Below are 14478 nucleotides of genomic sequence, written 5' to 3' on the forward strand. Positions count from 1 at the left end.
TATTTATTTTGTGAAGCGGGAAAGGCGGGGCAGGAAAATGACGATCGATGAAGCAAGCAAACAGTATAACATTCCCATTGAGGTTCTGGAAGAATACGAAAGCTGGGGGTTGTGCGGCGAGGTGAAAAAGGTTATGGGCGCGTGGCAGTATGACGGGCAGGACCTGGAACGGTTGAGCATGATTATGACGCTGCATGACGTAGGATTTGAAAACGGCGAAATAGAGGAGTATATGAAATTGCTGCTGGAAGGCGAATCGACAGGGAAAGAACGGCTGCATATGCTGAATAAAAAACGTGGAAGCACCCTTGACGAACTGCATTTGCGGCAAAAGCAGTTGGACCGTCTGGATTACCTCAGATACAAAATACAAAATGCCGAAAAAAGGAATCAATAGAAATCAGGAGGATAAAACAATGAAGAAAGATTTAGGCCCGGTATTGGGGCTATATCCAACACCGCTTGTAGTGGTAGGCGCACTGATAGGAGACAAACCGAATTGGGTCTTGGCGGGCCATACCGGCATCATGGGGCATGACCGAATCATGGTAAGCCTTGCGAAAACCCATTATACAAACAGGGGAATCCGGAAGACAAAGACACTTTCCGTTAATATCGTAGATGAAGCGATGCTGGAGAAAGCGGATTATGTCGGATGCGTCAGCGGAAACGAGACGGATAAATCCGAAGTATTCGACTTCAGCATCGGGCAAAACACGGCGCCGTTGGTGAACGAAGCAAAAATCAGTATGGAATGCAGTGTTGTGGATAATTATGAAACGGAAGCGTTCGATAATTTCATCCTGGAAATCGAGCATACCTACGCGGAAGAAAAAATCCTCAGCGAAACGGGGAAAATCGATTATGAAAAATTTAAACCAGTCCTGTTCGAGATGCCCGGATACGCTTATCTGCAAACGGGAAAAACCATCGCCAAATGCATGACGCTTGGCAGAAATAAATCAAATAAAGGCCGGAAGGAGTAAAACAAATGAAAAAAGTAATATCATTCATCATATCAACCGCATTGGGGCTTACCCTCGCGGCGTGCAGCGCAACAACGCCCGAGCCCGATCCTGCAGCTTCATCTTTGCAGCCTGCGCAGGCAACCGCAACGCAGGCGGAGGAAGTGCAGAGCCAACCCGCGGCGGAGACAAGTGCAGCCATAGAGCCTCAGGGAAGCGCCGCGAACTCCCTGATCGTATATTTTTCGTGGTCCGGCAATACGCAGGCAGTTGCAAACGAGATACAGACCCAGACGGGAGCGGACGTCTTTGAAATCGTACCGGAAGAACCCTATACGGACGATTATGACGCCCTGCTCGATATCGCACAGGAGGAACAGCAAAATGATGCGCGTCCAGCCATTGCCGGCAATATTGAAAACATCGAAAACTATGAGGTTATTTATCTGGGCTTTCCCAACTGGTGGGGCGATATGCCAATGATCCTTTACAGCTTCCTGGACGATTATGACCTTTCCGGGAAGACCATTGCTCCCTTTGTAACCAGCGGCGGCAGCGGATTTTCGGGAACGATCAGTGTAATTGAAAACATGGAACCGGGCGCCACCGTATTAGAAGGCCTTTCATTAGGCAGCTCGGAAGCGGCGGACTCGGGAAATGCGGTTGCACAATGGCTAAGCAGCATCGGCACGGAAGGCTAAAGGAGAGGATCGAAAATGAAACGGATCACCGCGTTTTTACTTTGCCTAATGCTGGTTTCATTCTTCGCCGCCTGCGGCCCCGGCAGCGGAGTGCAGGGCAGTGGAACTGCAACAGGGCAGGCGGCTGCCGCCGCAACTGAACCCAAGGAGAATGTGCAGAGCGGAAGTACAGACGGGTTCATTCTTGTCGAAGGAGGGACATTCCGGATGGGCAGCCCGGATTCAGAAGCATGGAGGAGCGACGACGAAACACAGCATACGGTTACGGTCAGCAATTTCTATATGGATCCGTTTGAATTGACACAAGCCGAGTACGGGGAAATCATGGGGAGTAATCCCAGCAGCTTTTCAGGAGAAGACCTGCCGGTAGAAAATGTTTCGTGGCTGGATGCAATCGTTTATTGCAATGCCCGCAGTGAAAAGGAAGGGCTTACGCCTGCCTATACTGTGGATGGACAACATATCGCTTGGAATAAAGAAGCGGATGGATACCGGCTTCCCACTGAAGCAGAATGGGAATATGCCTGTCGGGCAGGGACGCAAACTCCGTTTAATACGCAAACATCTATTAGCGCGGAGGAAGCAAATTACTACGGGCATTACCCGTACCAGATTGAAGACAACTATTTTTCGCAGGGGAACCTCGACACGCAGCCAGGAGAATACCGCGAGACCACTGTGGCGGTGGGCAGCTTTGCGCCCAATAGTTTTGGCCTTTACGATATGCACGGCAACGTGGGAGAATGGGTCTGGGACTATTACGGCGCTTATGACAACGGAGACCAGACAGATCCGGAAGGGCCTGCTTCAGGGACGCTTCGCGTTTACCGGGGCGGCGGATGGAATGATTTTGCCAAAAATATACGTTCTGCCTACCGTGCGGCATTGGCGGCGGATAAGGGAAGCTTTAATCTTGGCATCCGGTTGGTGCGCAGCGCCGCTCCCGGGACGGGCAGCGTCGAGGGAACGGCAGTGCGGAGCACGGGAAATACGGCCGGAGGAAACGTTTTGATCGCTTATTTCTCATGGGGCGGCAACACGCAAGGGATCGCGGAAGAAATCGGACGGCAAACCGGAGCGGATGTATTTGAAATTACCCTGGCGACGCCGTATTCAGATGATTATAATACTGTGCTTGAAGAAGCCCAGCGCGACCAGAACGAGCAGGCGCGCCCGGAATTGGCGGCACATGTGGGGAATATGGAGCAATATGATACGATCCTTTTGGGGTATCCCAATTGGTGGGCGTCTATTCCGATGCCGGTCGCTTCTTTTCTTGAAGAATATGATTTTTCAGGGAAAACGATTATCCCCTTTTGCAGCCACGGAGGCGGGCGGTTTGGACAAAGCCTAACGGCAATTGCGAAGTTGGCCCCGGATGCGGCGATGGGGGAGGCGTTGTCCGTACACTATTCGGGAGGAGATTCCTTGCCCGACGACATAAGCGGGTGGCTGGCTGTCAACGGAATTTCCCGGCAGTAAGCGGAAAGATATACTAAATTCGGCAAGGAGGCACTATACGATGGAATATACAAGGTTGGGAAAATCTGATTTAAATGTATCGCGCGTTTGCATGGGCTGTATGGGATTTGGCAATGCGGCAACCGGGCAGCACAGTTGGACGATAAGCGAGGAGGAGTCGCGTGAAATAATAAAGCGTGCACTGGAACTTGGAATAAATTTTTATGATACCGCGATTGCGTACCAAAACGGGACGAGCGAACAATATACCGGCCGGGCGCTGCGGGATTTTGCAAAACGCGATGAAGTAATCGTAGCAACGAAATTTTTACCGCGCACAAAGCAGGAAATAAATGAAGGCGTCGATGGGAAACGGCATATTGAAACTATGCTGGACCGAAGCCTGAAGAACCTTGGAATGGATTATGTAGATTTATATATCTATCATATGTGGGACTATAATACTCCGCTTCCGGAAATCATGGAAGGGCTGAATCATGCTGTTCAGGCGGGGAAAGCGCGTTATATTGGAATTTCAAATTGTTATGCGTATCAACTCGCCAAAGCCAATTCTTTTGCTGAAAAAGAGGGCCTCGCAAAGTTTATTTCTATCCAAGGACACTACAACCTCATTTTCAGGGAGGAGGAACGGGAAATGGCGCGGCTGTGCAGGGAAGACCATATCGCTATGACGCCGTATAGCCCGTTGGCGGGCGGAAGGCTTTCAAAGCGCCCGGGGGAAACATCCAAACGGTTCCGGGAAGATAATTACGCCAGGTTTAAATATGACACCACGGCAAGCCAGGACGGCGTTATCATCGGACGTGTGGCTGAAATAGCTGAACGGCGGAGCATATCCATGACAGAAGTTGCGCTTGCGTGGCTGCTGAAGAAAGACGCGGTACCCGTAGTAGGCGTTACGAAACTTACGCAAGTCGAAGGAACGGCGCGGGCAGCCGATGCTGTTTTAACCGAAGACGAAACCAAATATCTGGAGGCGCCGTATGTGCCGCACAGGCTTGCTGGCGTGATGGCGGAAAACAACCGCTAAAAAATGGAGGATAGCATGGCGTCAAATAAAAAAGTAACGGAAGGAAAGGAAGCGCCGGGAGCATTTGCACCTAAGTTTGCGCAACTCAACGACGATGTGTTGGAGAGGTATGGTTGCGGGAGGAATGGCTTTCCCCGCGCGGCCGCCGCTTGATTACCGTAACGGCGCGAGCGACCGGTGCATCCCCCTCGATTTCCATCTTGGAAAGACAACAGCGTTACAAAAACAGAGAGCGCCGAGGGCCTTGCCCAATTGGCCTTTTACAGCGGCTGGCCAAACGCATGGGCCGCTTTCGGATCGCGAAGGAAATCTGGAGAGATTAAAAACAGGAGGAAAAAACGTATGAAAGAAGCGGTATATAAGGAAACAGTTTTTCCAATCGGAGGGCCAAACGATGCCTTTGCCCAGTATTTTACAGGGCAAAGTTATTTGAACATGCTTACCACCGAAGGCGTGGCTATTGCGAACGTCACCTTTGAACCCGGCTGCCGGAATAACTGGCATGTCCATAAGGCGGAAGAAGGCGGCGGGCAGATATTGCTTTGTACAGACGGCAGAGGGTGGTATCAGGAATGGGGCAAAACGGCGCAAGAACTGTACCCCGGTGATGTGGTGGTCATCCCGGCCGGTGTAAAACACTGGCACGGCGCGGCGCGGGACGGGTGGTTTTCGCATTTGGCAGTCGAGATTCCCGGCGAAAATACGGCGAATGAATGGCTGGAACCTGTCAGCGAGGAAGATTACGGCAAACTTGAGTAAAAAAGATATGAGAGAAAAAATCTAAAATGAAGATACTTGTAATTAAAAGCAGTCCGCACGAGCACAGTTCATCGAACCTGCTGGCAGGCCATTTTATACGGGGCGCGAAAGAAAAAGGACACGATATTACAGAATTTGATGCGGCGCATGGAAACCTGCATCCGTGTATTGGGTGCGATGCTTGCAGGATGTCCGGACCATGTTGCCAAAAAGACGATATGGAAGGGGTGCGTGAAGCCGTACTTACCTCAGATATGATGGTTTTTGTGACGCCGCTCTATTATTTTGGCATGTCTGCACAGCTTAAAATATTAATCGACCGGTTTTACAGTTTTAATGGGGAACTGATGGCAAAACAGATGAAAACAGCTTTGATTGTTGCGGCATGGGACAGCGGGGAGTGGACAATGAAAGAGATCGAAGGACATTACATGACTCTATGCCGTTATTTGAGGTTCAGTAACCAGGGGATGATTTTGGGAACGGGCTGCGGAACGCCGGCTATGACAAGCAAAACCCGCTTTCCGCAGCAGGCATATGAATTTGGAAAAAGGATCGGTATGTAACTATGAAGCCCAAGGCAACAATGAAGACGCTGATTGATGTGCTATTGACACTGACGCTTCTTTTCCTGATGGGATATCAGTTCTGGGGAGACGAAGCGCATGAATGGGCAGGCGCGGGTATGCTGGCCTTGTTTGTCATACACCATATCCTGAACGTGGGCTGGTATAAAAACCTGTTCAGGGGACGTTATACTCCGGCGCGCATTCTCGGGTTATGTGTGAATATCCTGCTGCTCGCCGCGGTCGTTATCCAGATGTATAGCGGAATTATGATGTCACGCCATGTATTCGCATTTCTCCCGGTGGAAGGAGGTATGGCGGTTGCAAGACGGCTGCATATTATCGGGGCATACTGGGGGTTTGTACTCATGAGCCTGCACCTTGGATTACATTGGAATATGGTCATTGGCATGATGGAAAAACGAACAAAAACAAAGCCCTCAAAAGCGCGTTTCGCATCGCTTTTTGCGGCGGGAGCCTTAGTTGCGGGATATGGCGCGTTTGTTTTTATCAAACGAAATCTGGCGAGCTACCTGTTTCTGCAAACGGAATTCGTGTTCCTTGATTACGGTGAGCCACAGGTATTGTTTTATCTTGACTATCTGGCATTGATGGGCCTGTTCATTTTTCTGGCACATTACTTCTCGAAATTTTTCCGGAAAAAGGAGACAGGAAAAATCAAAGGAGACAGGAAAAATCAAAGGAGAGGCTTCGAGAATCTTAACAAGGAAGAAATCATTCATTGATTGATTTCAAACCAAAAAGTATTCGTCCCATTTGCAGACTCAACACCGTACTTTATGCCATGCGCCTCCAGAATCGTGCTGACGATGGAAAGGCCAATGCCCGTGCCCTCCCTCCGGCTGCCCTGATGCTGGCTCTTACGGTAACGCTCCCAAATAATTTCCTGTTCCTCCGGCGGGATCGCCGGCCCGGGATTTTTCACCTCGGCCCGTACAACGCTATTTTGCCTGGCAATAGAAACTGTAATAGTTTCCCCATCTTTTGTGTTGTTGATTGCGTTGTTCAATAAATTGCGCAGCACCTGGCTCATTTTGATGGGATCAAGATACAGGGAGACAGCCCCGATGCCATTTTCCAATAAAATAGAGATACGGTAAGGTGCAGCGACCTTTCTTGCATAGATCACTTCGGATTCCACAAGGGCATATAAATCGGTTTCAGATTTTTTCAGCACAATATATCCCGATTGGAATTGGGAATAATCCATAATATCGCTGACCATACGGCTCAGCCGTTCTGCTTCCTGAATGATGAGATCCATGTGCTCGGTGCGCTTTGTTTCATCTTTGCCGGAAATATCGCGCACCATTTCGCTGTAACCAATGATAACGGAGAGGGGAGCGCGCAATTCGTGGGACACATTTGCAATGACCTCCTTGCGCAGCACATCCACCCGCTGGAGGGATATGCCGAGCTTTTCGACGGAATCGGATAACTGCCCCAATTCATCACTGCGCGTAAGGCCGGGCTTTGCAGTCAGATCCCCTTCTGTCATCCGGTTGACTGCTTTTTCAATGGTTTTCAGCGGCTTTACTAAATGCCTTGCCAGCAGAAATGCAAGGAAACCGGCGGCAACTGCGAGAGCGACGGACAGCACGAAGAGCTGCTGCAAATTGACGACCTGCATCGCACTGATTTCATCCATATAGGTAAACGTAAATATTGCATAATTCTGACCCTTGTAGTTAGCGGGAATTCCCTGTGCGAGCTTTAAATCCTGCCGGTCGTCACGGATCAGCTGTTCGTAATCCTGGCCCGCGAGAACCTGCTCCAGGTTCTCGCTGAAATAATGCATCATACTTTCATCAACTTCATCCAGAACTGCAGGAAGACCGATACCGTAGGCATATAACAAATCACCGTCTCCATCGAGCAGGAACACTTTACCGTGCACTGCGGCGCTGATATAGCTGACCGCTTCTTCCATGCCATAGCTATCGATATCTTCGATGATTGGTTCCACACGGTTTTCCATTTCGTTCACAGCGGCATCGATATAGCTGCGCTCGAAAAGGCCAAGCTGGATCGTCCATAAAAAAGCGATGCTGACAGCCACAAGGAGCATGATTGCGAGCCATACGCGGATGGTGAATTTGCTTTTTAAAAAAGAAATGAAATTTCTACGCTTCGTATTCAAATTTGTATCCGACTCCCCATACCGTTTTTATCATTTTACGACAATTTCCAAGCCTGTCACGCAATGATTTGATGTGCGTGTCAACAGTTCTGGAATCGCCAAAATAATCATACCCCCATACTTTTTTCAGGAGCGTATCCCGGTCCATAACGATATTTGGATTTTCGGCAAGAAAAATAAGCAGGTCGAATTCTTTTGGCGTCAAGATAACCGTTTCTTCATTTACCGTTACGAGGTGGGAGCGTTTTCCTATTTTGAGCAAACCAAATTCAAGACTCTCATCCTGGATAGCGCGCCCGCGCTTCAAAACGGCTTTAACGCGGGCCATAAGTTCTTTAGGACTGAATGGCTTTGGCACATAGTCATCAGCCCCGAGATTAAAACCGTATAACTTGTCATATTCTTCGGATCGGGCAGTCAGGAGAATCACAGGAACGTCGCTTGATTCCCGCAGTTTGGCGAGGGCCTCGTATCCGCCCATTTCAGGCATCATAATATCAAGCACGATAATATCGATAGGCTCCAGGCCCGCGATATCGAGCGCGACACGGCCATTTTCCGCTTCAAGGCATTCAAATTCTTCGTTTTCAGCATATGTTCTGACAAGAGAACGCAGGTATGGATCGTCGTCGACGATTAAAAGTTTCTGCATAAATTTACCCTCATTTTTCTTGGTAAATGAATTATATCATATATTTTTAAGGCAAGGATAAACTTCACAAAATCCTCAGAATTTTCCTGCACTGCAATATTAGAAAAAACCAAAGGACACAGGCTCATGGCAAGTGTCCCCTGGTTTTACCGGCAGGAAATGCTCACGCGCGGCAAAGCATCAAACAGGAATTTTACAGGAATCTTCCACGATTCTGTAAAGCATCAATGTTTCTCCGGCGTGTGTCTTCCGTCCAATTTTCCGGGTTCGTATCGTCTGGAATAACCCCGGCTAAGATTTTTTCGTAATGCTTTACCTTTTCGTCCATATAAGCGGCGGTTGCCTTTGCTTCCTCAACCCGTTGGTACGCCTGTTCCCGCTGGCGAAGTATGATCTGATAACGGGCTGAAAGCGTTTCTTTGGATTCTGGCAAGCGGCACAATTCACAATATTCTTTAATATCCTCAATCGACGCGCCGCAGCCTTTCAGACAAACAATTCCCTGCATCCAGTTTATAGATTCTTCATTGAAAATGCGGCGGTTGCCCTTGTCGCGCTCACGAGGCAATAAATTTATATCAGTGTAGTAACGAATTGTGTGTTCTGTCGTTTGAAACATTTTTGCGAATTGTTTCAGTGTATAAATAGCAAAAACCGTGCAAGCAGTTAACGGTAAAATTGTGGAATGTCAACACGATTGACCTGCCTGAAGTCTAAAGGCCCATCCATCCTACGGCGTAATCGTGGAACGCCGGATAGGACGGGCCTTTTTCGTGTCTCTATTATCTCTTTATCATATCAGCAAGGCAAACGGAGATGTTCGGAATCCTTTCCCGGGGGAAAGATGTATAGCTGTTTTTATATGCCGTTGCCCGAATTTCCTGCCGGCAGTATTGTTCTGCCGGTATTTGTTTTCTGCTAAGAGTGTTGACCCTGCGAATCCCCTCCTTTCCGTTCCGCAGAACTGTATCTATTAAGAAAAATCAAGAGGGAACATGGAAACGTTGGTTTCCATATAGTTTCCTTGTGATTTGCGTTCATATTATGTGTAAATTGTGAGAGCTTTTTGCGAAAATTTTGAACAAAATGTAAAGACTGCAGAGACTGCATTATCTAACAAAAATCTGCGGATTTTCTCACAAAATCTTCACATAAATTCCATACGCTGGTAAAAGAGGTGAACAGTATGAATACGATTCCAGCCGTTCAACATACATCAGGATGTGAACAAATAATTATGGAAGTGGAGAAGGCATTCCTTGGAAACGGGGAAACGGTGCGCAGGGTCCTGATGGCGCTGCTCGCGGGTGGGCACGTGCTCCTGGAGGATATTCCCGGCGTAGGGAAAACAACGCTGGCCACAGCTTTCTCTAAGGTGCTTGACCTGCATTGCAACAGGATACAGTTTACGCCGGACATTATGCCGTCCGATATCACGGGATTCACGATGTTGAGGCAGGACTCCCATACACTGGAATACAAGCCGGGCGCGGCGATGTGTAATTTGCTTTTAGCGGACGAAATAAACCGCGCATCCGCGAGAAGCCAATCGGCGTTGCTGGAAGCAATGGAGGAAAACGCCGTTACGGTGGATGGGATCACGCATCCGCTGCCACAGCCGTTTATGGTAATCGCAACCCAGAATCCCTTCGGTTCATCGGGAACACAGCTCCTGCCGGATTCGCAGACGGACAGGTTTATGATGTGCCTGTCCATAGGCTATCCAGAGGAACAGGAGGAGCTTGAATTGCTGCGGCGAAAACATGGAAATTATGAAATGGAACCAATTGCACGGGTTACAGATGCAGCGGGACTGGCAAATATGCGGCGGGACGTTTCCGGGATATATATCCATAGAAATATTTACGCATATCTGATACGGCTTGTGCGGGCAACGAGGACACATGAAATGATCGCGCGCGGTGCCAGCCCAAGGTGCAGCGTTGCACTTGCTGCGCTGGCGCAGGCATCGGCTTATATATCGGGCCGGGATTTTGTAATTCCCGAAGATATTCAAGACGTATTTATTGAATGTACGGCGCACCGCCTGGTTCTATCGCCACGGGCAAAACAACAGAAGAAACCGGCAAAAAATATTCTGATGGAGATATTACGCTCCATAAAAGCACCTGTCTTGAGGGAACGGTAATATGGCATGGCGTAGGTTTTTGTATATTGCCTTTCTCTCAGCTTCGTTTTTGTACTATGTATTTTATACGTGGTATGTATCGTGGATTATTTTTATCTTTGCGTTGCTGCTGCCGCTTTTGAGCGTGGCCCTTACGCTTATCTCGATGCGCGGATGCCGCGTAGGAATGAAATGCGGAGGTTGCCAAACGGAAAAAGGGGAAGGTTTCGATCTTGTTTTTTATGTGGAATCTTCCGGTATTCCTATGACTGCGGCGAGAATAAAGCTGGTGGCTGAAAATCTGTTCAGTGGGATAATGGACAAATATGAAATATATCTTGCACCGGGAGAAGCTTATTCCCTGCACATCGACGAAGAGGTTTGCGGAGTAATTCGCAGCTCGATTTCCCGTGCGCATATCATGGATTTATTAGGGATTTTTTGGCTTCCTGTTTCAACAGTCCAGCCAATAGAGACGTTGCTTTTGCCGGAGGCAATTCCTTTCGAAGGCGATATATGGCCATTTGCGGAATATACCGGTCAAAATTTTTCCCATATAAGCGAAAACGGCAGTGAATGGCTGGGGGTACGGGATTATAGGGAAGGGGACTCTTTGCGGGCAATTCATTGGAAACTGACTGCAAGAAAGGGGGAAACGGTTGTACGGGAATATGCAAAGATAAACGAAACACGCTGCGCATGCGCGGGCCTTATCTGGAATGGAAAGCCCCGTGAACTTCACCGTTCTCTCGGCCGTTTGTTTGGCGTGCTGGACGCGTTCGAGAAGGAGGGATACCGTTTCCGTATATTTTGGATAGAGCAAGGGGAAGTGCGGATCATCACGGGGAAAAAAGAGCTTGATGCAGAGTTGTGGCCGGCTCTGAAGGATATGCCCGGCGAGGATCGCCTTTTATCGAAAAGATTCCTGGCGGCAGGGCCCGGTTATGGCGATAAAGCCGTCATGCTTGTTTCTCCGGATGCAGTTTTACCGATTGATCTTTCAGCACTGTTGGAGGAATTTTAATGAGGAAAGAAAAATTTGGCGCGAACAAACTACTGTCCCTGGTATTCTGTCTCGCGGGCCTTATCTCCGTCACAGGAATTTTCCATATATCCTTTTCCCTTCCGGAGTTTCCGATTGTTTTGTTTTCGGCAACCCTTTCATGCTGCGCTTTTTTCGTTTTACTCACTGTATTTGCAGGGAGGAAGAGACGTTTTATCCTGTTTTGCTTCCTGTGCTTTTGGATCGTTTTCGGGTTTATATTTTGGGAACAAATTGCCTACGGGGCGATTGCTTTTTCGCGGATACTTTCACCATATTTTATAGAGGCGATGCATTATGAATCACCGGTCATCCAACCATTCATGGGAAATGCCGAAACGGCCTGCCTTTGGTTTGAAATCTATACGCTGGTGCCTTATGCCCTGTGGATGGCCTGGATAGTCGTGGTACGAAGAAATACCCCGGTTGCCCTCTTAATTACAATCCCGCCGGTTGCCTTCGCATATATGCTTACGAATACACTGCCAGGTATCTTTATGGCAATTTTGCTCGCTTTTTGGGCAGCGCTGCTTTTACAAGCCCGCCTGCCCAAGCCGGAAAAGAAAGGGATTGCAAAAAGCAGGGCGATGTGCCTTGCGCTATGCACGGCGGTTTCCCTGGCAATTTTTGCAATATTTCCACAGGAAAGCTATACGCCGTCATCCACGACGATTGCTTTCCGGGAGCAAATAAAAGACGCGGCAGCGGACGTTAGCTATACGCTCGCCGGCGCTTCAGGCGGTCCGATCGGGAACCGCGAAGGAAGCACGAATCTTGACGCAACAGGCAGCGTCCTGCTTTCGGACAGTACGGTATTGAACATATACGCAAGTGAACCACAGGATATCTATCTGCGTGGGTATGCGGCTTCCGAATATACGGGACACGAATGGATACAGACTGGCGGAACTTCGTTTGAAAGGAGTGAAATTGAGGTGCAGCCAATGGCATATCTTACGGGAAACGGAACGGACTACTTTGGGGGAAACCGTTCCCAAATAAGGATTGAGCCGGCAAGGGTGGATTCGCCGTGGCTGTTTACACCCTACCGCTTTGCGCAAATACAAAATACTGCCATTCAGCCCGGCTGGATCGGCGATAACTATCTTCCTTCCGAAGGGGAAGATACTTATACCTATGAAATCTATGGCGCCGCGGAACAAACGGTCGTAATTTCGGGAAGCGGCCATTCGGTACCGCAATGGCTGGTAAGCAATATGGATAAAAACGGGAACAGAAAAACTGGAAGCATATCATTTGAAGGATATAATATCGGGTTCACCAGTACTGCGGCAGGAGTATTGCTGAATGAGGGCGGGGATGCTATTACAAAGGATGCCATGGAAAGGGCATACGAATATTTCCATAACCCGCCCGAAGACGTGGATACCCTTTCCTTGTTCTACCCGCAGGAAAATACTGACGCCAATTACCTGCGTTATATTACGGAAGAATATACGCAGCTTCCGGACGGATTGCGCGAACAACTCCTCGCGTGGTGGGCGGAAAAAACAGGAACTATTGCCAATGGAAATGCACCATATTATAGCTGGAACGGGCTTGCCGGATCAGTGGCAGAAGCGGTTCGCGGTTCTGGCGTTTATACAACCACTCCGGGGCAGCAACCCCAAAACCGGGATTTTGTGGAATATTTCTTAACGGAAAGCAACAAGGGATATTGCGTACACTTTGCAAGTGCAACAACGGCAATGCTGCGTGCGTTGGGCATTCCTGCGCGGTATGTAGAGGGATATGTTGTCCAAAAAAGCGATTTTGACAGCAATGGACAGGCACAGGTATCGGCTAAAACGGCACATGCGTGGGCGGAAATATGGATTCCTGATTTAGGCTGGACTCCTGTCGAATCAACCCCCGGCGGAGATGCCGTTCCACAGGAGCTATTATCTGCAAATATAGAAAAAGGCAAGGGCGGCGAAAACGATGCTGGAATGCAGGAGGGTATAGAGATGCGGCGGACAGAAGAAACGTCTGCTCCGGCGGAAACTCCTTTTCCGGTTCAAATTTCGGAACCGGAAAAGGGCGGCGCGTCTTCCACAATAGAAACAGATACCCCGGCTTCATCCGGAAAGGAAAATACAGCATGGCTGTCATGCGTGATTGCCGTAGTTGGCGGGGTGCTGCTCCTTCTGCCTGTTTGCCGCCGCATCAAATGGATGCGTTCTTTCCGGCAGCCCGACAGCAATAGAGCGGTGCTGTGTATGTACGCTTATCTTTGCGAATTTTCCGCTTATGGGCGGGATGTTGTATCGCGGGAGGCCACTGGAGTAGCGCGGGAAGCGCGTTTTGGCGCCCGTTCCGTGTCTGCCGAAAAAGTACGTTTCATGGAAAATGAAGCACAGGCAAAAAGACGGCAGGCATTATCCACTTTGAAATGGTGGAAGAGGCTGCTGCTGTTTTGGAAAGGATTATAACACTCTTATGAATAAAATCAGGAGGTAACGATTATGTCGTTTGCGGAAAATAATGAGCTAAAAAAAGACCTGCATTCTATATTGGTGGCATATTTTTCTGTTTCAGGAAATACGTACCGGCTGGCGGAATCAATACAGCGGGAAGCAGGCGGCGACACATTCCGAATACGTACGGAACAGGCTTACCCACAAAAATATGAACAGCTTGTGGCACGGGCAAGGGATGAAATCAGGTCCGGGTATTTTCCTGTTTTGCAGGCTTCCCCCACGCATTTGGAAGGCTATTATGCTGTTTTCGTCGGGTCGCCAAACTGGTGGGGCACCATTGCGCCGCCGGTTGCAGCGTTTTTGGCAACGCATGATTTTTCGGGAAAAGTCATCGTTCCTTTTTGCACCCATGGAGGAAGCGGGGGAGAACAAATAAAGGAGGACATTATGAAATTATGTCCGGAGGCTACGGTCATGAGCCTTTTGGAAGTTTATGGGCCGGACGCAAGTAAGGAAACAACAAGGAAAACGGTAGCCGAATGGCTGCGCAATACCGGTATGACGAGGTAAAA

Annotated in this window: 14 protein-coding genes and 1 pseudogene; 12 read left to right on the plus strand and 3 right to left on the minus strand. The window is 48.9% G+C overall.

The window, feature by feature from the left end:
- Positions 1-37 precede the first annotated feature (37 nt).
- The 8 genes and pseudogenes from H8S18_RS05105 to H8S18_RS05140 all read left to right on the plus strand — a co-directional run bounded on the left by H8S18_RS05105 (position 38) and on the right by H8S18_RS05140 (position 6249).
- The gene (locus tag H8S18_RS05105; protein WP_186857224.1) at positions 38-397 is read left to right on the plus strand and encodes a MerR family transcriptional regulator; all 360 of its coding nucleotides are present in this window, start codon (positions 38-40) and stop codon (positions 395-397) included.
- A gap of 19 nt (positions 398-416) precedes the next feature.
- Positions 417-986: a flavin reductase family protein gene (locus tag H8S18_RS05110; protein WP_186857225.1), complete on the plus strand. Its 570-nt coding sequence runs from the start codon at positions 417-419 to the stop codon at positions 984-986.
- Positions 987-991: 5 nt separating this feature from the next.
- Positions 992-1666 carry a flavodoxin gene (locus tag H8S18_RS05115; protein WP_186857226.1) on the plus strand — a complete coding sequence of 225 codons (675 nt, stop codon included), beginning with the start codon at positions 992-994 and terminating at the stop codon, positions 1664-1666.
- Between the two features lie 15 nt (positions 1667-1681).
- A complete protein-coding gene (locus H8S18_RS05120; RefSeq protein ID WP_186857227.1) occupies positions 1682-3148 on the plus strand; it encodes a flavodoxin in 1467 nt (488 codons plus the stop codon).
- 40 nt (positions 3149-3188) lie between these two features.
- A complete protein-coding gene (locus H8S18_RS05125) occupies positions 3189-4178 on the plus strand; it encodes an aldo/keto reductase (protein ID WP_186857228.1) in 990 nt (329 codons plus the stop codon).
- A 15-nt stretch (positions 4179-4193) separates the two neighbouring features.
- Positions 4194-4937 (plus strand): annotated as a pseudogene (locus H8S18_RS15035) (cupin domain-containing protein).
- Between the two features lie 26 nt (positions 4938-4963).
- Positions 4964-5503: a flavodoxin family protein gene (locus tag H8S18_RS05135; protein ID WP_186857229.1), complete on the plus strand. Its 540-nt coding sequence runs from the start codon at positions 4964-4966 to the stop codon at positions 5501-5503.
- Between the two features lie 2 nt (positions 5504-5505).
- Positions 5506-6249 (plus strand): DUF4405 domain-containing protein, encoded by a 744-nt coding sequence (locus H8S18_RS05140; protein ID WP_186857230.1) that lies wholly within the window; start codon positions 5506-5508, stop codon positions 6247-6249.
- Here the strand turns inward: H8S18_RS05140 and H8S18_RS05145 are convergent.
- From H8S18_RS05145 to H8S18_RS05155, 3 genes are all read right to left on the minus strand, one after another.
- On the minus strand, positions 6243-7664 hold the full coding sequence (locus H8S18_RS05145; RefSeq protein ID WP_186857231.1) for a sensor histidine kinase: 1422 nt from the start codon (positions 7662-7664) through the stop codon (positions 6243-6245). The genes H8S18_RS05140 and H8S18_RS05145 overlap by 7 nt on opposite strands.
- The gene (locus H8S18_RS05150) at positions 7648-8316 is read right to left on the minus strand and encodes a response regulator transcription factor (protein WP_186857232.1); all 669 of its coding nucleotides are present in this window, start codon (positions 8314-8316) and stop codon (positions 7648-7650) included. Before H8S18_RS05150 ends, H8S18_RS05145 begins: the two co-directional genes overlap by 17 nt.
- Before the next feature lie 193 nt (positions 8317-8509).
- Positions 8510-8995 carry a MerR family transcriptional regulator gene (locus H8S18_RS05155; protein ID WP_330598708.1) on the minus strand — a complete coding sequence of 162 codons (486 nt, stop codon included), beginning with the start codon at positions 8993-8995 and terminating at the stop codon, positions 8510-8512.
- 507 nt (positions 8996-9502) lie between these two features.
- Here H8S18_RS05155 and H8S18_RS05160 point away from each other — a divergent pair.
- Genes H8S18_RS05160 through H8S18_RS05175 form a run of 4 tightly spaced genes read left to right on the plus strand, consistent with a single transcriptional unit; the run spans position 9503 to position 14476 of the window.
- Complete coding sequence (locus tag H8S18_RS05160) at positions 9503-10465, plus strand: AAA family ATPase (RefSeq protein ID WP_186857233.1); 963 nt, start codon at positions 9503-9505, stop codon at positions 10463-10465.
- A gap of 1 nt (position 10466) precedes the next feature.
- Positions 10467-11468 carry a DUF58 domain-containing protein gene (locus H8S18_RS05165; RefSeq protein WP_186857234.1) on the plus strand — a complete coding sequence of 334 codons (1002 nt, stop codon included), beginning with the start codon at positions 10467-10469 and terminating at the stop codon, positions 11466-11468.
- Positions 11468-13918: a transglutaminase-like domain-containing protein gene (locus H8S18_RS14615; RefSeq protein WP_186857235.1), complete on the plus strand. Its 2451-nt coding sequence runs from the start codon at positions 11468-11470 to the stop codon at positions 13916-13918. Before H8S18_RS05165 ends, H8S18_RS14615 begins: the two co-directional genes overlap by 1 nt.
- A gap of 33 nt (positions 13919-13951) precedes the next feature.
- Complete coding sequence (locus H8S18_RS05175; protein WP_207721651.1) at positions 13952-14476, plus strand: flavodoxin; 525 nt, start codon at positions 13952-13954, stop codon at positions 14474-14476.
- The last annotated feature ends 2 nt before the right edge of the window (positions 14477-14478 follow it).

Source organism: Christensenella tenuis, assembly GCF_014287795.1.
Taxonomy (GTDB): Bacteria; Bacillota; Clostridia; order Christensenellales; family Christensenellaceae; genus Christensenella; species Christensenella tenuis.